16 protein-coding genes and 1 pseudogene are annotated in these 23,432 nt (G+C 71.0%); 8 read left to right on the forward strand and 9 right to left on the reverse strand.

Translation table 11 applies throughout. From position 1 onward, the window contains the following. Positions 1–470: 470 nt before the first annotated feature. The 5 genes and pseudogenes from AB0O09_RS26995 to AB0O09_RS27015 form a co-directional block, all read left to right on the forward strand. Positions 471–1,148 carry a FadR/GntR family transcriptional regulator gene (locus tag AB0O09_RS26995; RefSeq protein ID WP_363545602.1) on the forward strand — a complete coding sequence of 226 codons (678 nt, stop codon included), beginning with the start codon at positions 471–473 and terminating at the stop codon, positions 1,146–1,148. Further along, a complete protein-coding gene (locus AB0O09_RS27000; RefSeq protein WP_363545498.1) occupies positions 1,145–2,584 on the forward strand; it encodes an amino acid permease in 1,440 nt (479 codons plus the stop codon). Before AB0O09_RS26995 ends, AB0O09_RS27000 begins: the two co-directional genes overlap by 4 nt. Before the next feature lie 99 nt (positions 2,585–2,683). Continuing rightward, positions 2,684–3,682, forward strand: a complete 999-nt coding sequence (locus tag AB0O09_RS27005; RefSeq protein ID WP_363545501.1) for an asparaginase — start codon at positions 2,684–2,686, stop codon at positions 3,680–3,682. A gap of 39 nt (positions 3,683–3,721) precedes the next feature. After that, a complete protein-coding gene (gene aspA, locus AB0O09_RS27010; RefSeq protein WP_363545504.1) occupies positions 3,722–5,134 on the forward strand; it encodes an aspartate ammonia-lyase in 1,413 nt (470 codons plus the stop codon). A gap of 493 nt (positions 5,135–5,627) precedes the next feature. Next, a pseudogene (locus tag AB0O09_RS27015) lies at positions 5,628–5,792 on the forward strand (IS5/IS1182 family transposase); the annotation flags it as partial. 211 nt (positions 5,793–6,003) lie between these two features. Here AB0O09_RS27015 and AB0O09_RS27020 read toward each other — a convergent pair. Further along, positions 6,004–6,801, reverse strand: coding sequence for a hypothetical protein (locus tag AB0O09_RS27020; RefSeq protein ID WP_363545507.1), 798 nt, complete (start codon positions 6,799–6,801; stop codon positions 6,004–6,006). A 414-nt stretch (positions 6,802–7,215) separates the two neighbouring features. On the opposite strand from AB0O09_RS27020, the gene AB0O09_RS27025 reads away from it, so the two are divergent. Further along, positions 7,216–7,815, forward strand: coding sequence for a sortase (locus AB0O09_RS27025; protein ID WP_363545510.1), 600 nt, complete (start codon positions 7,216–7,218; stop codon positions 7,813–7,815). Between the two features lie 94 nt (positions 7,816–7,909). Next, positions 7,910–8,662 (forward strand): class F sortase, encoded by a 753-nt coding sequence (locus tag AB0O09_RS27030; protein ID WP_363545513.1) that lies wholly within the window; start codon positions 7,910–7,912, stop codon positions 8,660–8,662. Positions 8,663–9,011: 349 nt separating this feature from the next. Here the strand turns inward: AB0O09_RS27030 and AB0O09_RS27035 are convergent, their stop codons facing one another. From AB0O09_RS27035 to AB0O09_RS27050, 4 genes are all read right to left on the reverse strand, one after another. Beyond that, positions 9,012–9,431: a zinc-ribbon domain-containing protein gene (locus AB0O09_RS27035; protein WP_363545515.1), complete on the reverse strand. Its 420-nt coding sequence runs from the start codon at positions 9,429–9,431 to the stop codon at positions 9,012–9,014. An 854-nt stretch (positions 9,432–10,285) separates the two neighbouring features. Next, positions 10,286–11,374 (reverse strand): hypothetical protein, encoded by a 1,089-nt coding sequence (locus AB0O09_RS27040; protein ID WP_363545518.1) that lies wholly within the window; start codon positions 11,372–11,374, stop codon positions 10,286–10,288. Positions 11,375–11,900: 526 nt separating this feature from the next. Next, a complete protein-coding gene (locus AB0O09_RS27045) occupies positions 11,901–13,235 on the reverse strand; it encodes an IPT/TIG domain-containing protein (RefSeq protein ID WP_363545521.1) in 1,335 nt (444 codons plus the stop codon). Between the two features lie 123 nt (positions 13,236–13,358). Then, complete coding sequence (locus AB0O09_RS27050; RefSeq protein ID WP_363545524.1) at positions 13,359–14,102, reverse strand: IPT/TIG domain-containing protein; 744 nt, start codon at positions 14,100–14,102, stop codon at positions 13,359–13,361. Between the two features lie 1,622 nt (positions 14,103–15,724). Between AB0O09_RS27050 and AB0O09_RS27055 the strand changes: the two genes are divergently transcribed. Then, positions 15,725–18,667 (forward strand): PAS domain S-box protein, encoded by a 2,943-nt coding sequence (locus AB0O09_RS27055; protein ID WP_363545526.1) that lies wholly within the window; start codon positions 15,725–15,727, stop codon positions 18,665–18,667. A 301-nt stretch (positions 18,668–18,968) separates the two neighbouring features. Here the strand turns inward: AB0O09_RS27055 and AB0O09_RS27060 are convergent, their stop codons facing one another. Genes AB0O09_RS27060 through AB0O09_RS27075 form a run of 4 tightly spaced genes read right to left on the reverse strand, consistent with a single transcriptional unit; the run spans position 18,969 to position 23,393 of the window. Beyond that, entirely contained in the window at positions 18,969–20,411 is a 1,443-nt protein-coding gene (locus AB0O09_RS27060) for an ATP-binding protein (RefSeq protein WP_363545528.1), read from the reverse strand. Further along, positions 20,411–21,916, reverse strand: a complete 1,506-nt coding sequence (locus tag AB0O09_RS27065) for a glycosyltransferase (RefSeq protein WP_363545530.1) — start codon at positions 21,914–21,916, stop codon at positions 20,411–20,413. Before AB0O09_RS27065 ends, AB0O09_RS27060 begins: the two co-directional genes overlap by 1 nt. Then, positions 21,913–23,022 carry a HEAT repeat domain-containing protein gene (locus tag AB0O09_RS27070; protein ID WP_363545532.1) on the reverse strand — a complete coding sequence of 370 codons (1,110 nt, stop codon included), beginning with the start codon at positions 23,020–23,022 and terminating at the stop codon, positions 21,913–21,915. Before AB0O09_RS27070 ends, AB0O09_RS27065 begins: the two co-directional genes overlap by 4 nt. Then, on the reverse strand, positions 23,019–23,393 hold the full coding sequence (locus tag AB0O09_RS27075; RefSeq protein ID WP_363545534.1) for a response regulator: 375 nt from the start codon (positions 23,391–23,393) through the stop codon (positions 23,019–23,021). Before AB0O09_RS27075 ends, AB0O09_RS27070 begins: the two co-directional genes overlap by 4 nt. Positions 23,394–23,432: the final 39 nt, after the last annotated feature.

Genomic DNA, 23,432 nt, shown 5'->3' on the forward strand with positions numbered 1-23,432 from the left:
GCCCCCGAAGCACGCGCCGCCAGGCGGCGCTGCACGCCCGTCGGCGCCGCGACATGGACCGCGTCCGGGGCAGGTCCGCCTGCGTCGATCCCGCCCCGCCGTCCGGGCCGCTGTGCTGGTCCGTCGCGCCATGTCCGCCCAGGACATCGTGGATGCCGCGGGATCGCCGTCACCCTCGTCCGCCGTCTGCTGCGCACGCCGGAGAGGCGTCCGGCCGGGATTGCCCCGCAGGACCGCCGAGGCCGTCCTCGGCATTCCGCTGCCCCGGTGTGACCAACCCCCGGCTCCGGGCTGTCGTTCGCGGTGGAAGTCGCCGAAGTCACCTGGGTGGGCACATCATCGAATGAGCGGGCCCCGACAGGTTCATCGGCACCCGAGTCTTGACACCGGTCTCCACCAACCTCCAAGATCGCTCTGTGAACCTGTCAGACAGCCAGACAGGTGGATCGATCCCGCGGCGCGTCAGCGCGATGGAAGCGGTGTTCGGCCACCTGCGCAGCGCCATCGAGCACGGCGTGTACGCCGTGGGTGACAAGCTCCCCTCGGAAGCGGAGCTCTGCCGGACCCTGGGGGTGAGCCGACCCGTGTTGCGGGAGGCACTCCGGGCCTTGCAGGCCATGGGCCTGACCGTCTCGAAGACCGGCAAGGGAACCTTCGTCGTGGCGAGCACGGTCGAGGACCCCACCTTCGGCGACTACGCGGCCAGCGACCTCCTTGAGGTGCGTAGGCACGTCGAGATCCCGGTCGCGGGCTACGCGGCGCTGCGCCGCACCCCGGAAGACCTGGACCACCTGGGCCACCTGCTCGACCGGATGGAGCGGGAGACCGACACCACCGCGTGGGTCGCGCTGGACACCGTCTTCCACCTGGCGGTGGCCGAGGCCTCAGGCAACCCGGTGTTCCGCCGGGTCATCGAGGAGATCCGCGACGCACTGGCGCGTCAGTCGACGTTCCTCAACGAGCTCGGCGGCCGTCGCGAGCAGTCGAACTGCGAGCACCGGGCGATCGTCGAAGCCCTGGTCGACGGTTCCGAAGAAGACGCGGTGGAGGCCATGTCCCACCACCTCCGTCAGGTCGAGACGACCCTCACCGACATCGTGCGCCCCAAGCGCACGGCGTCCCCCACGGAAGGCATACCCGAGGCGTGAGCGAGCAGTTCCTCAAGGACGAGAAGCGCCCCACGACCCGTCACATCGACGCCGGCGACGCCGGCTACAGCAAGTCACTGAAACCCCGGCACGTCAACATGATCGCCATCGGCGGGGCGATCGGCACCGGCCTCTTCCTCGGTGCGGGCGGACGGCTCGCCGACGCCGGACCCTCCCTGTTCGTGGCGTACGCCGTCTGCGGCGTTTTCGCGTTCCTCGTCGTGCGCGCCCTCGGCGAGCTGGTCCTGTACCGCCCCTCCTCGGGCGCCTTCGTCTCGTACGCCCGGGAGTTCCTGGGGGAGAAGGGCGCGTACACGGCGGGGTGGATGTACTTCCTCAACTGGGCGACCACCGGTATCGCCGACATCACCGCGGTGGCCACGTACACCCACTACTGGCACCTGTTCTCCGACGTCCCGCAGTGGGTGATCGCGCTGGTGGCCCTGACGGTGGTGCTCACCGTCAACCTCATCTCGGTGCGGATCTTCGGCGAGCTGGAGTTCTGGTTCGCGGTCGTGAAGGTGGGCGCACTGGTGCTCTTCATGGGCATCGCGATCTTCCTGCTGGTCACCCGGCACCCGGTCGACGGTGCCGTGCCCGGCCCGTCCCTGGTCGTGGACAACGGCGGCGTCTTCCCCAACGGCCTGCTTCCGATGCTGTTGATCATCCAGGGCGTCGTCTTCGCCTACGCCTCGGTGGAACTCGTCGGCGTCACGGCGGGCGAGACCGAGAACCCCGAGAAGATCATGCCGAAGGCGATCAACTCGATCATGTGGCGGGTGGGCCTCTTCTACGTCGGCTCGGTCCTCCTGCTGTCGATGCTGATGCCGTGGAACAAGTACTCCGCCGGCCAGAGCCCGTTCGTGACGGTTCTCTCCCACATCGGCGTCCCGGCGGCCGGCAGCGTGATGAACCTGGTCGTCCTCACCGCGGCGATGTCCTCACTCAACTCCGGCCTCTACTCCACCGGCCGCATCCTGCGCTCCATGGCCGTCAACGGGTCGGCACCCCGCTTCACCGCCCGGATGAGCCGCAGTCAGGTCCCCTACGGCGGCATCCTGCTCACCAGCGGCATGTGCGTGCTCGGGGTGGGCCTCAACTTCGTGGTGCCCGCCGACGCCTTCGAGATCGTGCTCAACCTCGCGGCGATCGGCATCCTCGCCACCTGGGGCATGATCATGGTCTGCCACCTCCTGTTCTGGCGGAAGACCCGCGACGGCGAACTCGCCCGGCCCGGCTACCGCCTGCCCGGCTCGCCGTGGACCGAGCTCGTGACCCTGGCCTTCCTCGCCTCCGTCCTGGTCCTCATGTACGCCGACGGCGGCGCCGGACGCACCACGGTGCTGTGCGTACCGCTGATCGCCGCAGCGCTGGTCGCCGGCTGGTATGCGATCCGCGGGCGCATCGCGCGCGCCGCCGACCACGCCGGCGGCTGAATCCCGCGCGGCCCAGGCGCTCCCACCGGACCGCCGTACGTCCGCCGCCCGTACGCACCCGGGGCGGCAGCCCCCAAGCCACCACCGATCGAGGCAGTCATGCTCAGCAGTCCCCCGGCGGCCGCGCCCCCGATCCGCGAGCCCCGCCACGCGCCCGTCGCCCATGTCACCCGTGGCGGCCTGGTCGAGGGCGTCCACTACGGCTCCGTCGTCGTCCTCGGCGCCGACGGTGAGGTCCGGTTCGAGCTGGGCGACACCGAGGCCGCCTGCTACCCGCGATCGGCCCTCAAACCGCTGCAGGCCGTCGCCATGGTCAGGGCGGGGCTGCCGCTCGACGGCGATCTGCTCTCCCTCGCGATGGGCAGCCACTCCGGCGAGGAGTGCCACCTCGCCGGCACTCGGCGGATCCTGGCGCTCGCCGGCCTCACCGAGGACGACCTGCGCAACGTCCCCGACCTGCCGTACGGTCAGGCCGTCCGCGACGCCTGGGTGCGCGAGGACCGTCCGCCGTCGCGGCTCGCGCAGAACTGCTCCGGCAAGCACGCCGCGATGCTCTACCTCTGCACGCTCAACGGCTGGCCCCTGCAGACGTACCTGGACCCGGCCCACCCGCTCCAGACCGCGATCGCCGAGGTCGTCGAGGAGCTCACCGGCCAGCGCATCGCGCACGTCACCGTCGACGGCTGCGGCACCCCGTTGTTCGCCGTCTCCCTGCGGGGCATCGCCCGTGCCGCCGCCCGCATTGCCACCGCGGTGCCGGGCAGCCCCGAGTTCCGAGTGGCGGACGCGCTGCGAGGGCACCCGGAAATGGCCTCCGGCACCGGGCGGGACGTGGCCGAGCTGATGCGCGCGGTGCCGGGACTGCTGGCCAAGGACGGCTTCGAGGGCGTTCAGACCGCGGCGCTGCCGAACGGCCGCGCCGTCGCTGTGAAGATCGCCGACGGCGCGAACCGGGCACGGGTCCCTGTCGCAGCGGCCGCGCTGGCCCTCGCGGGAGTCCATCCCCGGCTGCTGACCCGGTTCGCCGGCGACCCGGCGACCGGCGGCGTCCGGCCCGTGGCCGCGCTGGACCCGTCGGCGCTGCTCTCCCCGGCGTGACCCCATCCACCGTTCCAGGAAGAAGAGGACCAACACCCCATGACCGCCGCCACCCGCAGCGAGCACGACCTGCTCGGAGACCGCGACGTCCCCGCCGATGCCTACTGGGGTGTCCACACCCTGCGCGCCACCGAGAACTTCCCCATCACGGGCACGCCCATCTCCGCACACCCTCACCTGATCGACGCGCTGGCCGCCGTGAAGGAGGCCGCCGCCCTCGCCAACGAGGAACTCGGCCTGCTGGAACCCGCGAAGGCAGCGGCGATCGTCGCCGCCTGCCGCGAGATCCGCGACGGCGAGCTGCACGACCAGTTCGTCGTCGACGTCATCCAGGGCGGCGCCGGCACCTCGACCAACATGAACGCCAACGAGGTCGTCGCCAACCGGGCACTGGAGCTGCTCGGCCACGCCAAGGGCGAGTACCGGCACCTGCACCCCAACGAGGACGTCAACCTCGGCCAGTCCACCAACGACGTCTACCCGACCGCCGTCCGAATCGCGACCGTGTTCGCCGTCCGGGGCCTGCTCGACGCGATGGCCGTCCTCCAGGAGGCCTTCGCCCGCAAGGCCGTCGAGTTCCGCGACGTGCTCAAGATGGGCCGCACCCAGCTGCAGGACGCCGTGCCGATGACCCTCGGACAGGAGTTCTCCGCCTTCGCCGTCATGCTGGAGGAGGACCGCGCCCGTCTCGCTGAGGCCGTCGAGCTGATCCATGAGATCAACCTCGGCGCGACCGCCATCGGCACCGGCCTCAACGCCCCCGCCGGCTACGCCGAGTGCGCCCGACGCCACCTCGCCGGCCTCACCGGGCTGCCCCTGGTCACGGCGGCCAACCTGGTCGAGGCCACCCAGGACTGCGGCGCATTCGTCCAGATGTCCGGTGTGCTCAAGCGGATCGCCGTCAAACTGTCCAAGACCTGCAACGACCTCCGCCTGCTGTCGTCCGGCCCGCGCGCAGGCCTCGGCGAGATCAACCTGCCGCCGGTACAGGCCGGTTCGAGCATCATGCCCGGCAAGGTCAACCCGGTGATCCCCGAGGTCGTCAACCAGGTCGCCTTCGAAGTGATCGGCAACGACATTGCGGTCACCATGGCCGCCGAGGCCGGCCAGCTACAGCTCAACGCCTTCGAGCCGATCATCCTTCACTCACTGTCCGAGTCGATCACCCACCTCGGCGCGGCGTGCCGCATCCTCGCCGAGCGGTGCGTCACCGGCATCACGGCCAACACCGAGGCGCTCCGGACGACCGTCGAGAACTCCATCGGCCTGGTGACCGCCCTCAACCCCTACATCGGGTACACGGCCGCGACGGACATCGCCAGGGAAGCCCTTGCCAGCGGCCGTGGCGTGGCCGAACTCGTCCTCGAAAAGGGCCTCCTCCCGGCCGGGACCCTGTCCGGCCTCCTGCGGCCCGAGGTGATCGCAGGGACCGACACGGCCCTGGCTCGATGACGGGGACGGCGGGAACGGCGGAGACGGTCGATGGCCGCGCATCACACGTGGACCTCTGACCGCCGGGGGAGCCGAGGGCGCCCGGCGGGAACCGCCCGCCGCACCCGCCCCCCGGATGTCCTGCGTCACGCGCCGGCCCGGCGGCACGATGATGCCCTGTGAAGGTTGGGCGGCCGACCGCCGTCGATGAAGCGGACGTGTCAGGGCGGGGGTACCGGATCGTCAACGGTGACCCGAGCGGGAGCGCAGTAGTCGACCGTCCACGTGGTGGCCGTGCGCAGGAACTGGCCGCGAGCGGGTTGGTCGGCGCGTCCGAAGGAGGCCGGGGCAGTGGACACGCCCAGCGGTTCGCGTACCCAGGCGAGCGCCCCCGTCTCGGAAGGAGAACAGCGACTGGCGCCCGTGTTCGTAGGCCGACGTTTTGCCGGGGGACGGTGCGTAATCTCCCGATCCTGAGACCGTGTCCTATGTGGTGGGGCTCGTTGGTTGGGGCATGGGGCGGGGTACGTGGAGTCGGATTGTTCCGCACGGGTTGTGGGAGATCGCGAAGCCGCTGATCCCGCCGGACCGGGTGCGGCCGCAGGGCGGTGGGACGCAGAACACGCCTGACGAGACGCTGTTCGCGGCGATCGTCTACGTGCTGGTCGGCGGGTGCGCCTAGCGTGCGCTGCCGCCCTGCTTCTGCATCTCCAAGTCCACCGTCCACCGCCGCTTCCCGCCCGCCGTCCCGCGGGAGGGCGGTGCACCGGCCCGGTGGCAGCTCGGCTTCACCGCTCCGGACCCCGACCGGGCGGCCGTAGGCCTGCACCGCCGACTTCACCTGGGCCTCCTGCAGGAGGTCCGCATCGAGGCCTGAACGGCGTACGCCGCTACCGGGTCACCCCATCGCCCTCACAGCGGACGGCGCACCAGTCCACCAGCAGCAGGTCGAACTCCCGCATCAGTGCCGCCAGGCCCGGCACCGCGGCTGCCTCCGCCGCGGCCGCCGGGGTGAGACCGAGTTCGAGGATCCGGTCGCCGGCGCAGCGGCCGTACACGGCGACCGGCCCGACCCGGGCGGCGAAGGAGTCGACCACCCGGCCCTGCCCGTCCGGCAGCGCCACGCCCGCGTACGTCCGGGAAGCGGGAAGCAGTTCGAACAGCCGCTGCCGGGTGAGTGCGCCGGTCAGTGGTCGGGCGGGGTTCTCGCGCAGGTGCAGGGTGTCGAAGACCCGTACGGCGGACTCGCCGTCCCCCGCCGTCCGGGAGTGTTCCCGGTAGACCCGCATGACCTCGTGCAGCTGCGCCTCGACCTCTGCCAGGCAGCCGCGTTCGACCAGTTCGGCCTGTCGCCAGTCGTCCTCGTGGAGCACCAGGTCGTCCGCCGCTCCGTCCGGGGGCGCCAGTGGCGGCAGCCCGGCGCAGATCGTGGGCAGGGAGAAGGCGACCTCCTGCGGGTCGACCGTCCGGAGCCGGCGAAGCGTCAGCACCGTCCGGCCGGCGGCCAGGGCCGAGGCCCTGTCGGCCGGTGCCGCGTGCAGCACCTCCCACAACGCCCCGGCGAGGTCGAGCCGGGTGTCCGGCTCGAAGGACTCCGGCAGCTGTGCGGCTGGCAGCTCGGTGCGACCGAACGGCCGGCCGTCCGCCGCGTCGACGAACACGACTTCGATCAGTCCGTTGTCAGGCATGCGCGCATGCTACCCAGCCGTGCTCGACCGCCCGCCACCGAGTTTCCGGTGCTGGAACCCGGGCGCCGTCGAACCCTCTCGCGGGGGTGTGCAACACGACCGGCGCCCATCGCGCCGGGTAGGCGCGGACCGGTCGGACGGCACTCGGGCCGCCGGAATCCGTGGTGCGCGGCCAGGGGCGGTCTGATGCCCCGTCACCCATTGGCGGAACCGTCCGCCGGTTTCCGGCCGCTCCCCGGTCTCCCTTCGTTGACCTGCGTAAACGGCGGTAGTGGCCACCGCGCCACGCCGACTGGACGACGCAGGTGGCAGCCCGTCAGGTTGCGGAGCTGACGATCTGTCGGTTTTCTCAGGCGCAGGGCACGGAACAGGCGCTGGACAGCCCGGCCGCGTGCCCGCTCGGAGGAAACACCCATGCACATTTCACGCGTCGTCACCGGTTCCGCGGCCCTGGCCCTGGGCGCCCTCGCCCTGGCAGTGCCCTCGGCCGCGGCCGAGGACTCCGGCTTCACCATCAGCCCCCGGAGCGCGAGCCCGGGCCAGACCGTCACCATCAGCACGACGGCCTGCGGGCCGGACGTGACCTACGGCAAAGCCTTCTCCGATCTGACCGATCAGATCAACCTCCTCGCGGGCGACCAGAAGGGCACTCTGGTCGGGACGTTCCAGGTGCCGGAGGACGCCGCGCCCGGCGACAGCGGAATCACGGTGAAGTGTCCGCCGCGGATCCAGATGACGGACACGCTCACGATCATCCCCCGCCCGAGCGGTTCGGCTGCGGCCGGTTCCGGAGGCGCAGCGGGCCACGACCCCCGCCCGAGCGGTTCGGCTGCGGCCGGTTCCGGAGGCGCAGCGGGCCACGACCCCCGCCCGAGCGGTGCGGTCGCGGCCGGTTCCGGAGGCGCAGCGGACGCCGACGGCAGCCAGGTCGCACTGGGCGGTGTGCTGCTGGCCGGCGCCGTGGCCGGCGGTGCCGTCAAGATCCGCCGCCGTTTCGGTGCCGCGCGGGTCTGAACGGCCCGCCGCCGTCGCGCCGGCGCCCCGGACGCCATCGGCCCGGGGCGCCGGGCGCATCCCGCCCACGTACGCGAACAGGGGCCTAACCTGCATGGACGCCGCGCACCGCACCCCGCTTCCCAAACGCTCGACCGCGCCTTCGACCGTCCTGGTGGTGTGCGCGCTCGCGATCGGCAGCTGGCTGGTGGGCCACGGCGCCCACGCCGAACGACCGCCGCAGCCCTCCCCGGCCCAGGCCTTCCCCACGCCCGGCCTCCCCGCCCCCGCCGCACCCACCTCCGGCGGGACCGCCTCCGCCCCGCCCGCCGGGGCTTCGCCGACTGCTGCCGCCCCGGGTGCCGCTTCAGGTGCCGACGGGTCGGCCGCGTCTGCGCAGGTCCATCCGCTGCCGCCGTCCGATCCTGCCGGTGTCCGCATCCCCGCCATCGGTGTGGACGCCCCCCTGGCGAAGCTGGACCTTGACGCGGCGGGCGCCCTGCAGCCGCCGCCCCCGGACAACCCCCGCCTCGCCGGCTGGTACGGCGGCGGCCCCACCCCCGGGTCGACCGGCACGGCCGTCATCACCGGCCACGTGGACACCCGCTCCGGGCCCGCGGTCTTCTTCCTGCTCGGCGCCCTCACGAAGGGCAGCACCATCGAAGTCGACCGCACCGACGGCCGGACGGCGGTGTTCACCGTCGACGCCGTCGAGTCCTACGCGAAGAAGGACTTCCCCGACCAGAAGGTCTACGGGAACTCCGGCCTGCCCGAACTGCGGGTGATCACCTGCGGCGGCCTCTACACCAAAGCGGGCGGATACGAGAACAACATCGTGGTCTACGCAACACTCTCCGCCGTCCGGTAGCGGCGCAGCCCGCGGCAGTGCGGCGGTGTACTGCACCACGGCGCTGAGATCGTCCCGTTGCGCGACCTCTACCGGGCCCGACCGCACTGAACCCCCTCACCAGCGGCTCACGCAGCATGGTAGCCAAGTTGCCTTTCGAGAAAAGAGCCGCGCGAAGCTCGGGCACAAGCGGCCTCATGCCGCTGCGCTGCTGAGCCCATGTGATGATGCCGATCCTGGCTAATGTGATCACGCGTCGGAGCTTTGTAGAGTGACCCCGCTCGCCGGGCTGAGCCTGCGGCACTTCCTGGCTCATCGGGGAACCCTCACTCGGCGACCGGCGGTGGGGAGAGCTCGGTGGACCCCGACATCACAGCTTCGATCTTCCCTGATTCTCGGCCCCCCACTTGATGCGGCAGGCGAAGCAACGCGAGTGGCCTTTGGCCCGGCGCCGTTCGGCAGCCTTGGTGGTGACCTTCACGGTGCACCCGCAGGCCGGGTAGGTGTACGGGACACGGGGGTCTGCGCAGTGTCGGCAGGCGGCCACGTCTCCGTTCTTCCACTTGGGCATCGTCGACCGTTGCGCGACCTTCTCCTGCCATTCGTGGCCGGCCGAGCAGCGCCACCAGGCGGTGAAGGAGGACTGCGGGGCGATCCGGTCCGGTGTCAGGGAGCCGTTGCGGCCCGAGTGCCATGTGGGTAACAGCGCGGGGTAGGCATCAGCGAGCGAGCGGGCGCACGGGCGACCCACCTTGGTGGACGGGCCGGCCGGGGCTGCGGGAGTCTTCACGGCCCCACTCTGGAGGTTCGCCAACATCTTGTGCGCCGTATGAGCAACGCATCAGCGATACGACAGTCCTTTTCACCCAAACAGAGCAGCTCCCGCTGTGGGTCCACGGCGCGGGCACCGTCGTCGCAGTCGCCACCCGACCGCTGTTCGGCTTCGCGTACCTGCAGCTCCGCGTTGGCGTATCGATCTTCGCTCGCGCCCCCTTCCACAGTGAGAGGGACATCCGCGTGGCGCCTGTCGGGCCCCGAGACTGCTTCAACGCTGCGAGATGTCGGAGCCGCACGCTGCAACCCGCGTGCTTGTCCGTGCAGGACCGGATCGACGCCCCACTGGACTGGCCAAGTGCGCGCCGCGAGCGCTGAGCCCACCGCGAGGCTGGCCACGCCGTCGCCGCACTGACGGTAGAGGTGCCGGTCGCGCTGATCTGGCTGGCGCCTGGCGCCTGGCGACGGCCAGGTCGCTGGATTTTTCCCGGCTGTGGACCTGCGGCCGGATGTGCCGAGCCCGTTTTTCAGGGTGCTGGTGGGGAAGCGGTGACTGGTGGTGGGTGCTCGCGGGCGGCCCAATCTGGACCGCCCGCTGACCGGCCCGGCGAGCTGCGCGGCGGACAGCAAGGCCGGGACGCGGGCCGGCCCGCAGCCGTTGCGCCCGCCCGGCTCGGGAAGGAGCTGTGGTCGGGCCTGGCCGCACCAATCGGTCACCGATCCGGATCCGGACCCGGCACCACCGTGGCTCCGCATCCCAGAGCCGGCCCGGGCCGACCATCAGCTCCCGCGGCGTTCGCGCACGGTACCCCGGCACGCTCGGGCCGGGCAGGAGGCGAGAACGGGATGTCTGCAGTCAGATCCCCATCATCAGGGCGCGCAGACGGCGTACGCGGTCACACCCTCCGCACCGACGACCTGCCAGCCAGTGGCGGGCGAGCCACCCTGCGGTCCGCTGAGGGTCACCGTGCCTTGTGCGCCTGCGAATCCGCCGCCCACCGCGAACGTGCCCACAGGACATGAGGCGATTGCGTTTCCGTCGCTCGATCCGTCAGCCGCATCGGCGGCGATTACGACCTGGCTCTGCGCACCGGAGGCCGGACCCTGGGCGCCGACATTGCCCTGCACGCCTTGGACGCCCTGCGGGCCCTGAGCTCCGGTCACGCCCTGGGTGCCCTGGGTGCCCTGGGGGCCCTGGGCGCCGAGGTCGCCCTGCGAGCCCTGGGTGCCCTGGGTGCCCTGCGGGCCCTGGAGTCCGAGGTCGCCCTGCGGGCCCTGAGCTCCGGTTACGCCCTGGGGGCCCTGGGCGCCGAGGTCACCCTGCGGGCCCTGGAGGCCGAGGTCGCCCTGCGGGCCCTGAGCTCCGGTCACGCCCTGCGGGCCCTGGGCGCCCTGCGGGCCCTGGGCGCCCTGCGGGCCCTGGGCGCCGACGTTACCCTGCCAGCCCTGCCAGCCGGCATCATCCTGCGGGCCTTGCGGACCGTTCCAGCCATGGTCGTGGTGGTGGGTCCACCCTTCCTGTTCGGCGTCGTCCACGGTGCCGTCCGTGTTGCCGTTGTCGTCCCCTTCGCCCTGGCCCTGCCACTGCGGGGGGTCGTCCGTGTTGCCGTTGTCGTCCCCTTCGCCCTGGCCCTGCCACTGCGGGGGGTCGTCCGCGTTGCCGTTGTCGTCCCCTTCGCCCTGGCCCTGCCACTGCGGGGGGTCGTCCGCGTTGCCGTTGTCGTCGCCGCCGGGGCGACCGTGCTGCCGAGCGTCGTAGGCGTCGTCGGCGACGGACGCGGACTGCGTCCGGGGCTCGAAGTCCGCGCTGACGGCGCCGTTTGGTCCCGGGACTCCGTGTGGTGCCGTGTGGGCGAGCGCGGCGGTCGTCGAGCCCACGTTCACGACGGCGGCGATGACGCCGGCCGAGAGCGCGGTGATCGTTCTGACACGGGATATGCGAAGCGAATTGCGGTTCACGCGAGGGCCTTCCTACCCATGAGATCAGCAGACACGCAGGTGGGCGCCGGACAGCCAAGGGCGCAGGTGTGTGCTGTGCCGCCCCTCGGGCGACATCGGTGTGTACCCATAGGAACAGGACTTCATCGCCGCGTCGGTCCCAATGGCAGCCATTCGCGTGGCCGTCCACACCGTGGAACGACAAGCATCGTTCCTGGTAGGACTGTTGATCGGTGGGGATTGGAGGGACCCGGTTTCGGTGGAACTCCCGTGACCTGATTGAGTGAGGCGGTCAAGGGCGATCACTGGAATTCCCCATCGATGCTCGGGTGCGGGACAGGCCTGCTTGCGCAATTCCCCGTCCCCATCCCCATCCCCATCCCCATCCCCGTCCCGGCCGCCGGCCCTTAACGGGGGACCAGAACCTTGGAGTTGCTGTCTCTTCAGCCACTCTTTGGGCGCTCGGAGCGATCCGGGGAGGGGATCTGGTGCCGTGGCCGGCGGTGGTGACCGCCAACGGCGGCGTGGCGTCCAGCGGGTCTCCCTGTCAGATGGCGGGCGGCTGGATCCGGGTGTGGGTGAGGCCGTTGCTGGTGCCGCCCGGGGTGGTGACGGTGACCTGGACCGGTCCCGCGCTTCCGGCCGGTGCGACGGCGTTGACCTGGGTGGCGGAGACGACGGTGAAGGAGGTGGCGGCGGTGCTGCCGAAGGTGACCGCGGTGGCGTTGGTCAGGTTGGTGCCGACCAGCGTGACCGTGATGCCGCCGGCCAGCGGACCCTGGACCGGGTTGATGGAGGTGAGCGTCGGCGCCGCCAGGTAGGTGTAGGGCTGGCCGTTGCTGGTGCCGCCGGGGGTGGTGGCGGTGACGTTGACCGTGCCGGTGCCCGCGGGTGCGGTGGCGTTGATCTGGGTGGCGGACACCACCGTGAAGGAGGTGGCGGCGGTGCTGCCGAAGGTGACCGCGGTGGCGTTGGTCAGGTTGGTGCCGACGAGCGTCACGGCGGTTCCGGCTGCCGTCGGTCCCTGGCTCGGGGCGACGGACGTGAGGGTCGGCGCGTTCAGGAAGAAGTACGCGAGGCCTCCGCTGGTGCCGCCGGGGGAGGTGACCGAGACCTGGACCGGTCCGGCGGTTCCCGGTGGTGCGACGGCGGTGATCTGCGTGGCGGACACCGCGCTGAAGGAGGTCGCGGGCGACGTGCCGAAGGCGACGGCGGTGACGCTCGTGAGGTTGGTCCCGGTCAGGGTCACCTGGGCCCCGCCCGCCGTCGGTCCCTGGAGCGGTGTCACGGCGCTGAGGCTCGGGCTCGGTACGTAGGTGAAGGGCACGCCGTTGCTGGTGCCGCCGGGCGTGGTGACCGTGATGGCGACCGTGCCGCTGCCGACGGGCGCGAGGGCGCTGATCTGGGTGCTGGAGATCACCGAGAACGAGACGGCGGGTGTGCCGCCGAAGCTCACGCCGCTCGCCGCGAGGAGGTTCGTGCCGGTCAGGACCACCGACCCGCCCGGCCCCTGGCTCGGGGTGACTGCCGTGAGGGCCGGCGCGTTGAGGAGGAAGAACGCGAGGCCGTTGCTGGTGCCACCCGAGGTGGTCACCGTGACCTGCACCGGACCGGCGGGGCCGGGGGGTGCGGTGGCGGTGATCTGGGTGGCGGAAACGACGGTGAACGAGGTGGCCGCGGTGCTGCCGAAGGTGACCGCGCTCGCCCCGGTGAGGTTGCTGCCGGTCAGCGTCACGATCGTCCCGCCTGCGGCAGGCCCCTGACCCGGTGTCAGGGAGGAGAGGGCGGGAGGCGACGCCGTCAGGAGGACGGCGATGCTCGGCGTGGGCGAGGTTTCGTCTGCGTGGCCGGACGACGGGTGCGGGTCCTTGGAGGTGCCCATGGCGCGCCTTTCTACGGGATGGGTGGTTCCTGGTCTGGTCTCGGCGTCCGGGCGGAGAGGTGCGTCTCCGCCCGGACGCCGGGCACCGCACGCTCCGAGGGAGCGGGTGGGTCGGAGGTTGTGTCAGATGCCGGGACCGGCGACGTAGGTGAAGCCGCCGACGGCGGTGGCGCTGCCGCCGGTGGTGGTGACCACGACGTCCTCCGCGCCGGCGGTCCCGGGCGGGGTCACGACCGACAGCGTGGTGTCGTTGACCACCGAGAACGGCGCCGCGGTGCCGCCGACGGTGACCGACTGGGTGGTGGAGAGGCTGGTGCCGGTGATGGTCACCGCGGTGCCGCCCGAGGTCGACCCGGAGGAGGGCGTGATGGTGCTGACGGTCGGCGCGTCCACGTAGGTGTACGAGAAGCCGTTGTTCGTGCCGCCGGCCGTGGTGACGCTGACACCGACCGTGCCGGGGGAAGCACCGGCGGGCACGGTGACGCTGATCTGGCTGTCCGACGTGATGGTCGGGGTCGCGCTGTTGGCGCCGAACTGGACCGAGCTCGCGGTGGCCAGCCCGGTACCGGTGATGGTGACGGTGTTCCCGCCCGCGGTGTTCCCGGAGGTGTCGCTGAGCGACGCCTTGAACGGGGCACCGATGTAGAAGAACGAGAGCGGGTTGCTGGTCCCACCGGCGGTGGTGACCGTCACGCCGACCGTGCCGGAGCCGGACGGCGAGGTGCAGGTGACCTGGGTGGGGGTGTTGGCGGTGATGGTGGCCGACTTGGTGCCGAACTTCACCGCGGTGGCGCCGGCCAGGTTGGTGCCGGTGATGGTCACCGTGGTCCCGCCTGCGGTGGATCCCTGGTTCGGGCTGATGGGCATGGTTGCCTCCAGAAGGCACTGGGTTGGATCTGCGGATACGGGCAGTCCACGGCCGGCGGCGCGGCACGGCGCTCGACGGCGGACGTGCGCTGCGTTGCCGTGGACTTGGGCGTGCCCGGGTCCTGAAGTCCGGCGGCCCAACGGCATTCCGGGCTCATGAGGTCGAGCCGACGTGGTCACGTCGACTCGGAGCGCAGGGGGACGCCGCACGGGCAGGCCGTCCGATGACACGGACGGTTCCTCGACTCAGGCCGTCGAGTAGGGGTGGGGGTGGATGTACTGATGAGATGGGCACCGGCCGACACCGTCACGGCTTCCGGCATCAGAGATGGAGTGGTCGGTCGCGGACGGACCCGCCGCGCCGGCGCGCGGATCCACCCGCCCTGCAGGGAGGGCCCGCCGTGGCTCCCGCTTTGCAAGGCCGATCCCGAAGCCCAGGGCGCCCCGCTGCCGTTCCTGCGCATGGATACGGACGGACCATCCTTCGGGCACGTACAGTAACCCATTCGTGTTATGCCACTGACAACCCTCCTGATGGGCCATCACCCGAATGGCGGAGCGTCGGGAAATCTGCTGACTACCTCGAATCGCCACGCAACCCAACTGTCGGAGAGCGGCGAAAACGACCGGACCCCTCGTGAATCAGGGTGATCGGCTGTCAATGGAGGCTCCGGCCCTGGTGAAGGCGGCCGGTGTCGGACGGAGGGCCCGCGACGGAATGACGTTCCTTCGGCGCCATAAGCCGCTCACCCAATTTGTCCAGGCGTGGCCGATGCCCATCCGATTGTTCGGCAGTAGAATCGGCGGATTGCCGTAGCGGCGGACGGGATCAGCGGCCCCTTCGGCCCGACTCTGTCGGGGATCTTGGTGCTCACCTGTCAAGGGTCGGCGTCGACCGTGCGGAGGTTACTCCCGGTCCTCGGCGCGTTCGCGGGCCTCGACCGCACCGGGGTGGTCCTCTCCGGCGAGCACGAGGCATGCAAGGAACGGTGCGCGCGAGCCGCGGAGGCGGGCGGGCACGGCGTCCAGGTCGAGGCCCGCACCAAGGACGGCAAGCGGCGCACCGACGTCCTCGTCGCCGGGGCCGGGGGACGTCTGTTCGGCTTCGGGCCTCAGCTGTCGTACATCACGGCGCAGGCCATGCGGAAGCGTGGCCGGATCGCCGCTCGGACGGCATCACCGCGGTGTGGCACACCGTCGACCCGAAAGCCCCACTCATCGACCAGGTGCACTGGACCCGCACCGGCAACCTCCCGGCAGAGGTCGTCCGCAAGGACCGTGAACTCCTGGTGCGCGGCGACCTGCGGAGCCTACGCCTGACACGGTGCGACGAGAAGAACCGCTCCCCGTGTCCGGTCATGAAGATCGGCAACTGCTACCAGTGGCACCCGCATCGGGGGGGCGACCGCCCGCGACCTCCACAAAGTCTGACGCGCGACAGCTCGTCCCTACCCGAACGATGGGCACCGCCGGGCTGAGCACGGAAGGGGCCCGGCCCTCATGGGGTCAGGTCAGCCCGCCCCGACGAATCACGACGGTCGTCCGCGCCTGGGAGGCGGCCGTGGTGTAGAACCGCCCCACACCAAGATCACGACCTGCTGCAAGGTCGAGAAGCTCACGGAGTGAAGAACGTCGTGACGGTCGGTCGCTCCGCGCCCCGGTCCGCTACCGAAACATCAGGCGCCCCGGTTGCATCCCGCGCGCTGGGCGTTTCACGCTGGGAAGGGGCCGGCTGCGGCACATCGGGCGCGAGAGTGCTGGAGGTGTTGGTGGACATGGCGGATGACAACAGGAGCTTGTTCCAAGGCCATCAGATGCTCGACGCGGACGACGAGCGGTTTCGGCTGTTAGCAAAAAACTCTCCGGACATGGTTTTCCGCCGCACGCTCGAGGGAGTGTTCCTCGAGGTCTCGGCACCGGCGCTGGAACTGCTGGGACGTCCGGCCGATGAGGTCGTGGGGACGTTCGTCGGGGACTGGGTGGACGCGGAGGATCAGGAGGATCTCCAGGCCGCCGAGCGGGACCTGGTCGGCTGGGGTCGGGCCACCGTGGCCCTGCGCGTGCGTCGCGGCGACGGCACCCTGCGCTGGGTCGAGTCGACGTTGTGGGTCGTGCGTGGCGAAGCCGGCCAGCCGCTCGAGGTACGGGGCTTCTTCCGGGAGAGCGGGGAGCGGGGGCGTGGTGAGCTGCTGCGGGCGCTGCAGGAGCGGGCCCGCTCAGTGATCGACAGTGCCAATGACGGCTTCGTGTCCATCGACGAGCAGGGTCTGGTCATCGACTGGAATCCAAGTGCCCAGAAGCTGTTCGGCTTCACCCGCGAAGAGGCCCTGGGCCGTCCGCTGACCGAGACGATCATCCCAGAGCGCTACCGGACCGCCCACATCCAGGGCCTTCAACGCGTGTTGGCCAGCGGTGAGCCCCACATCCTGGGCCGGCAGATCGAAATCACCGCGCTCCACCGGGACGGGCACGAGATCCCCGTCGAGCTGGCGGTGTGGCCGATGCGACTGGGAGCCACCCGCTGTTTCAACGCCTTCGTTCGCGACATCACCGAACGCAGGCGCGTTCAGCAGGCGCTCTCCGATGCCCGTGACCAGGCGATGGAGGCAACCCGGGTCAAGTCCCAGTTCCTGGCCACGATGAGTCATGAGATCCGCACTCCGATGAACGGCGTCATCGGACTGTCCGAGCTGCTGCTCAACACCGACCTGGATGCGGTACAACTCCGTTACGCGGAGGGTATCCATGACGCCGGCAGGGCCCTGCTGACCTTGATCAACGACATACTCGACTTCTCCAAACTCGAGGCAGGCAAGCTCGTTCTCGAGGAGGTGGTGTTCGATCCCCACCCCCTGGTGGACGAGGTCGTCACCCTCGTCGCGCAGACCGCGCCCGCCCAGGGCCTGGAACTACTCGCCGACTGCCACCCGGACCTGCCCATCGCGCTGCGGGCGGACGCTTCACGGCTGCGGCAGATCCTTCTCAACCTGGCCTCGAACGCCGTGAAGTTCACTCATGAAGGAGAGGTCGTCATCCGGGCCCGCCCCCAGGCAGCGGACGCCTACTTCGAGGTGGTCGACACCGGCATCGGCATCGACCCCGCCGACCAGGAACGAATGTTCGACGTCTTTGCCCAGGCGGACGCCTCCACCACCCGGCACTACGGCGGGACCGGACTCGGCCTCGCGATCTGCCGACGGCTCATCGACGCCATGGGCGGCACCATGGGTGTGAAGAGTGAACCGGGCCACGGCAGCACCTTCTGGTTCACCATCCCCCTGCACGAACCCGCGACAGGGGAACAGCCACCACCGGCTCCCCGACCCAGCTCCCTGCGCGGGCTGCACGTCCTGATCGTCGACGACAACGCGACCAACCGCTTCATCCTCCACGAGCAGATGCACAGCTGGTCCATGAGGCCCGCCACCGTGGACGGCGGCCCACAGGCCCTGGTCGAACTGCACCGCGCGGCCGCTGCGGGCACCCCGTACGAGTTGGCGGTCATCGACCACCACATGCCCGGGATGAGCGGAATCGAACTGGCCGGCCACATCACCTCCGACCCCGACCTGGCCAGCGTGCGCCTGCTGCTTCTCACCTCGGGGACGGCAGCGCCCACCGCGGAACTCCGCGCTGCCGGGATCCGGGACAGCCTGTCCAAACCCGTCCGGCAGTCGGAACTCCACGACTGCCTCGCCCGGCTCATGGCCCCGGAACCCACCGCCCAGGCAGCCCTGCCCCCTGTACGCGCACCCGCCCGCGCACGGGCTTCCGCTCCGCGCCGTGCCCACGTCCTGCTCGTCGAGGACAACGAGATCAACCAGACCGTGGCCCTGGGCATGCTCGAACAGCTCGGCTACAGCGCCGACGTCGCCGACGACGGAATCGAGGCCCTGGAGATGGCGGCAACAGGCCGCTACCGCGCCGTGCTCATGGACTGCCGCATGCCACACATGGACGGCTACGCCGCCACCATGGAACTCCGCCGTCGCGAGGGCTCCGGCCCCCGTCTGCCGGTCATCGCCATGACCGCGAGCATCCTTCCGGAGGATCGCGAACGCTGTCTGGCCGCGGGCATGGACGACTACGTCTCCAAACCCATCGCCGTCACAGCACTCCGAGAAGCCCTGGCCCGATGGGCGGGGAACGAACCGCCCCGGGCCGACCCGGACGCGACGAGCGATCCCGCGGCGGGCGTCCCCGGGCTCCGCCAGGGGATCGAGCAACGGCTGGACGAGATCAGCGGCGACAACGCCCCCGGCAGCCAGCAGCTGATCACACGGCTGACCAACTCCTTCCTCCGCAAGGCTCCGCTGCTCGCCGATGCGCTGCTCACAGCCGTCGACCACGACAACCCGGCCGATACCGTGGACCAGGCCCACGCCCTCAAGGGCGCCGCCAGCAATATCGGCGCCCATGACCTCGCCCGATGCGCTGCCGAACTCGAGGATCTCGCCCGCACCGACCAACTGTCGCAAGCCGACCCGCTGGCCGACCGGCTGCCCGATCTGCTACGCGAGACCTGCAGCGCCCTGGAATCCATCCGGGCCAGGTCTTCGGGCTGACGGGCCGCGGCCGACCGGCCGACCTGACCAGCCGGTTTCCACCTGTCCTGCCGTCAGGTTCGGGACCTTTATGAGGGCGGCGGCACGGAGGTGCGAACGCCGGACGACACGGTGGCGCACCGCGACCACAGGACGCTCTCCGAGTAGGTCGGAGCCGCAGGTGGAGGGTCTTCCACAGGCCGACCGCTCCGGCAGGTTGCACCTCCGCACGCCCCTCCGACCCGGTGCAGGGCACCGCCGATCACTTCCCGGCGGTCCCGCCACCTGCCGCAAGCGTCCCGTTGCTCGCGGGCAGGAGCGACTACCCCGAGCCTGGCACGTCCGGGAGCAGCGGGAGGCGGGCGGTGACGGTGGTGCCTTCGCCCTCGGTCGATCGGATCTCCAGTCGGCCCTCGTGGTTGGTCACGATGCTCCGCACGATCGCCAGGCCGAGGCCCGTACCGGGAATGGCGCGCTCGGTGGCGTTGGAGGCGCGGAAGAATCGGTGGAAGAGGTCCTTCTGATCCTTCTCCGGGATGCCGATCCCGGTGTCACCCACGGTCAGCACCGCCTCTCCGTTCCGGCAGCAGGTGCTGACCGTGACCAGTCCGCCGGGCGGGGTGAACTTGACGGCGTTGGTGAGCAGGTTCATCAGGACGCGGTCCAGCTGGGGGGCGTCGCCGAGGACGATCAGGTCGTCCTCGGCAGGCACCTGCCGGAGGGTCACCGGGACGGCGGATGCCGCGGGTCGTATCGCCTCGACCGAGGAGTTCACCAGTCGACGCAGGTCGATCGGCAGCCGTTCGGAGGTGAAGGCGCCCGACTCGATCCGCGAGATGGTGAGCAGGTCCTCGATGAGGTTGCGCAGCCGGGCCGCGTTGCTGTCCACCACCTTCAGCATGTGCCGTTGGTCGTCGCTGAGCGGGCCGGAGTCGTTCGCCAGTAGTTCGACGTAGCCGACGATGCTGGTCAGCGGGGTGCGGAGCTCGTGCGAGACGGTGGAGAGGAAGTCGTTCTTGGCCTTGTCCAGGGCTTGGAGCCGGTCCACGAGTTCGGTTTCCTGACGGTAGGTCCTGGACCGGCGCACCGCACGGCCGAGTCCCGCCGCGATCGATTCGACGGCCTCGACCTCCATCGGCAGCCAGACGTCGCCCGGTCGGCAGCGGCAGAGGACCGCCGCGCCCATCGCTTCCATGCCCGATCCGAAAGGGGTCACCAGGAGGGAGACCACGCCTATCGCGGTCAGCGCGGCGCGGATGTCGGTCGGCGGCCCGACGGTGCCGAAGGAGCCGGGGGCGCCCGGCAGGGCGGCTCCGGAGGCGAGGTACGGCCGGATATCGTCGAGGGACCAGCTCGTGTCCTGCGCGTAGTGCTCTCGGATGGTCTTCGCCGGAGCCGACGGCAGCCGGTGCAACTCCTCCGGCGGAAGGCTGCCGCGGTTCGTGCTCCAGGCCCGGACGACCGGCACGGCGGGCCCGCTGTCGTCTTCCGCCAGCAGGACCAGTACGTGGTCCGCCCGTAGCGCCTCGCCGAGGCCCCGCACGGCCTCGTCGAGGATCTGGTCGAGGTCGAGGCTGGACCGGATGCCCATCCCCGTCTGCCGCGCCGCCGCGGCCAGCCGGTCGCGCTCGGCGTCGAGACGCCGCAGCCGGTCGTTCTCGTCGGCGAGCCCGACGATCCCGATCAGCAGGCCGAAGGACGAGGAGAGCCGCCGGACGACGGACCGGTCGCTCCGGTCGGATCGAGCACGCCGAAAGCCGCTCATCACCGGTCCTCTTCGGTCGGGCTCGCGGCGAAGCCACGGCGCGTCATGACTCCCCAGACCTTCGGAGCGCCGTGGGCGGCGTCCCAGATGCCCCGGACCCGCCACCAGGCCGTGAACTGCCGGTATCCGAAATTCTCGGCCGCTGCACCCAGCACGGCGGAACCGATGTCCCGCCAGCGGCTGTAGCGATGGAAGGCGTATTCCTCGGCGAGCAGTGACAGCAGGCTGACCACCATCGCATAGCCGTAGGCGGCCAGCAGGAAGCGCCACAGGAACTCCAGGTCGACCGCCCCGATCAGCAGGCCCAGCGGTACCAGGACCAGCCCGGCGAGTTCGACGACCGGTGCGCACAGTTCGAAGAGCACGTAGAAGGGCAGAGCCACCGTCCCGACCCGGCCGTACCGGGGATTGCCGATCATGTCCCGGTGCTTGAGCAGGACTTCGGTGAGGCCGCGGTGCCAGCGTCGTCGCTGGCGTCCGAGCACCCGGAGGGTCTCCGGGACTTCGCTCCACGAGATGGGCTCGCCCACGAAGACGATGCGGTAGTCCTGGCCCGTCCCACGCAGGTAGTGGTGGAGCCGGACGACCAGCTCGGCGTCCTCGCCGAGGCAGTCCGGGTCGAGCCCGCCGACCGCGACCACGGCGTCGCGCCGGAACATCCCGAAAGCTCCGGCGATCACCAGCAGGCCGCCGATCCGTGACCAGCCGGTCCGGCCGAGCAGGAAGGCCCGCACGTACTCCACCGTCTGGATCTTGGCCAGTAGCCGGTGGGGCATGCGGACCCGCACGACACGGCCGGCCACGACCGTGCAGCCGTTGGCGATACCGATCACACCTCCGGCGGCGACCACCCGCAGCGGGTCGTTGGAGAAGGGCTTGGAAATCGAGAGCAGCGCCTGCGAGTCGAGGATCGAGTCCGCGTCGACCATGCAGAGAAGCGGATAGCGGGCCAGATTGATGCCGACGTTGAGGGCGTCGGCCTTGCCACCGTTGCGCTTGCGAGCCACGATCAGCGGCACCGGGCCGCCTCTGGACAGGTGGACCGACTCCACTGCGCCGCGCACGGGCACCTCGGTGGAGACGACACGGGGCACCTCAACGAGGTCGAAGGCCCCGCGGAGCCGGTCGAGGGTGGCGTCGGTGGAACCGTCGTCGACCACGATCACCTCGAACGAGGGATGGCGCAGCAGGAGCAGCGACTGCACCGCGTCCACGATCCCGGCCTCCTCGTTGTACGCGGGCACGATGAGCGACACCGGAAGCGTGAAGGGACTGGCGGAGGCGTCGTCGTAGCCGGCGAACGGCATACGGCGCAGATGCCGGACGAAGTCGCCGGCCGCGATGACGACCAGCGTGAGATAGCCGGTGTTGATCGCCAGGAAGTATCCGAGGACCAGGACGTTGCTGACGGCGATCACCTGCAGCAGCATGTCGTGTGCACCGCTCGCCGTCGACGCGGCCGGGCCGAACGCGGCCGTGCCGGCCACCGCGAGTGGTGGGGTCATGATCCCACCGCCGCGGGCCCGGCGGCAGAGCGTGTGCCTTCCTCACCGATCGCCGCCTCCGCGAGCACGGCCCGGGCATGAGCGACCGCGGGGACGCCGCGGGCCCCGTCGGCGGCTCGGCGCAGTTCGTCGCGCCCGGTCGGCCCGACGTGCAGCAGCGCCCGGGCCGCGGTCGAGGCCACGCGGTGGACGGGGTCGTCGAGCAGTTCCCCCAGGCGTGGGGCCGCACGTGATGCCCCCAGACGGCCCAGCGCCCTGGCCGCCACGACGCGCAGCGGTTCCGGTTGGCCCCGCCGCACCGCGTCCAGCAGCGGCTCCAGGCCGGCCGGCGTGCCGAGGGCGCCCAGGGCACGCGCGGCCCGGATCCGCACTTCGATGTGCGGGTCCGCCCTCAGCGCGGCCGCGATCCTGGTAGTCCACACCACGCCTCCGGTGGCTCCAAGAGTCTCGACGGCCACCGCCCGCACCAGCGGCTCGGCATCGTCCAGACCGGCGGCGACCTGGTCGTGTCCGGCGGCCCCGAATGCCGTGAGCGCCTGCAGCACGACCGCGGGCGGGACGGGGTGGGGGCCGTGGAGGCAATTCAGCAGGGCGGGGACGTTCGCAGGATCCCCGATGTGGCCCAGGGTCCGGGCGGCGACCGTTCGGACCTCAGGGTCGGCGTCCAAGAGCAGGACGCGCAGCCGTGGGGCGGCCGCCCGGTGCCGCAGCAGCCCCAGCACCTCCGCGGCCCGGCCCTTCCGGACCGACCCGCGCCGCCCCAGGTCCGCCATCGCCCGCGTGGCAACTCCCCGCTGCTCGAACAGGCCCACCAGCGAGGTCCTGGCGTGTCCGCTCACCTTCGCGAGGATGGTCCGCGCCGTGGGTTCGACGGCCGCCCAGCTTCGGTCGTCGAGTGCGGACAGCGCCCGGAGGCTTCCCGCAGCCTCGTCCCCCTCCGCACAGAGGAGTTCGAGCAGCAGGACCCGGAGCGGCTCGGCCGTCCGCTGCCTGTGGCGCTCCCGCGCCCGCCGGACGGCCCGCACGCACACGATGAGGACGAGTAGCACCACGGCCGACCCGACCAGCACCTGCAGGCTGTCGTTGATGACCTCCCGGCCGGTCATCGGGCCGCCCTGGCCAGAACCGCCTGCACCCGGCTGCTCAGTTCACGCGGGCTGAACGGTTTGACGATGTAGTCGTCGGCACCGGCCGCGAAGCCGGTCTCGACGTCGAACTCCTGTGATCGGGCGGTGAGCAGGATCACCGGCAACCTCTCCGTCTCCGGCGCGGCCCGCAGTTCCCGGCAGACGTCCAGACCTGACATCCCGGGCATCCTGATGTCGAGGAGGGCGAGATCCACGGTGCGCTCACGGACGGCCTTGAGTGCGGTCAGACCGTCGTCGACCACGATGACCTGATGGCCGGACTGCGTGAGCTTGTAGGCCACGAGGTCACGGATGTCGGCGTCGTCGTCGGCCACAAGAATGGATGCCATCGTCCCTCCTCGGGGCGAGCCGGCGGGAGTGAGCGAGCC

Origin of the sequence: Kitasatospora sp. NPDC093679, assembly GCF_040683455.1 — a bacterium.
GTDB classification, from domain to species: Bacteria; Actinomycetota; Actinomycetes; order Streptomycetales; family Streptomycetaceae; genus Kitasatospora; species Kitasatospora arboriphila.

What these genes read in the sequence shown, in the direction of transcription:
- AB0O09_RS26995 (WP_363545602.1), top strand. Translation starts at nt 471, where the DNA reads ATGGAAGCGGTGTTCGGCCACCTGCGCAGCGCCATCGAGCACGGCGTG.
- AB0O09_RS27005 (WP_363545501.1), top strand. Translation starts at nt 2,684, where the DNA reads ATGCTCAGCAGTCCCCCGGCGGCCGCGCCCCCGATCCGCGAGCCCCGC.
- aspA (WP_363545504.1), top strand. Translation starts at nt 3,722, where the DNA reads ATGACCGCCGCCACCCGCAGCGAGCACGACCTGCTCGGAGACCGCGAC.
- AB0O09_RS27020 (WP_363545507.1), bottom strand. Translation starts at nt 6,801, where the DNA reads ATGCCTGACAACGGACTGATCGAAGTCGTGTTCGTCGACGCGGCGGAC.
- AB0O09_RS27025 (WP_363545510.1), top strand. Translation starts at nt 7,216, where the DNA reads ATGCACATTTCACGCGTCGTCACCGGTTCCGCGGCCCTGGCCCTGGGC.
- AB0O09_RS27030 (WP_363545513.1), top strand. Translation starts at nt 7,910, where the DNA reads ATGGACGCCGCGCACCGCACCCCGCTTCCCAAACGCTCGACCGCGCCT.
- AB0O09_RS27045 (WP_363545521.1), bottom strand. Translation starts at nt 13,235, where the DNA reads ATGGGCACCTCCAAGGACCCGCACCCGTCGTCCGGCCACGCAGACGAA.
- AB0O09_RS27050 (WP_363545524.1), bottom strand. Translation starts at nt 14,102, where the DNA reads ATGCCCATCAGCCCGAACCAGGGATCCACCGCAGGCGGGACCACGGTG.
- AB0O09_RS27060 (WP_363545528.1), bottom strand. Translation starts at nt 20,411, where the DNA reads ATGAGCGGCTTTCGGCGTGCTCGATCCGACCGGAGCGACCGGTCCGTC.
- AB0O09_RS27065 (WP_363545530.1), bottom strand. Translation starts at nt 21,916, where the DNA reads ATGACCCCACCACTCGCGGTGGCCGGCACGGCCGCGTTCGGCCCGGCC.
- AB0O09_RS27070 (WP_363545532.1), bottom strand. Translation starts at nt 23,022, where the DNA reads ATGACCGGCCGGGAGGTCATCAACGACAGCCTGCAGGTGCTGGTCGGG.
- AB0O09_RS27075 (WP_363545534.1), bottom strand. Translation starts at nt 23,393, where the DNA reads ATGGCATCCATTCTTGTGGCCGACGACGACGCCGACATCCGTGACCTC.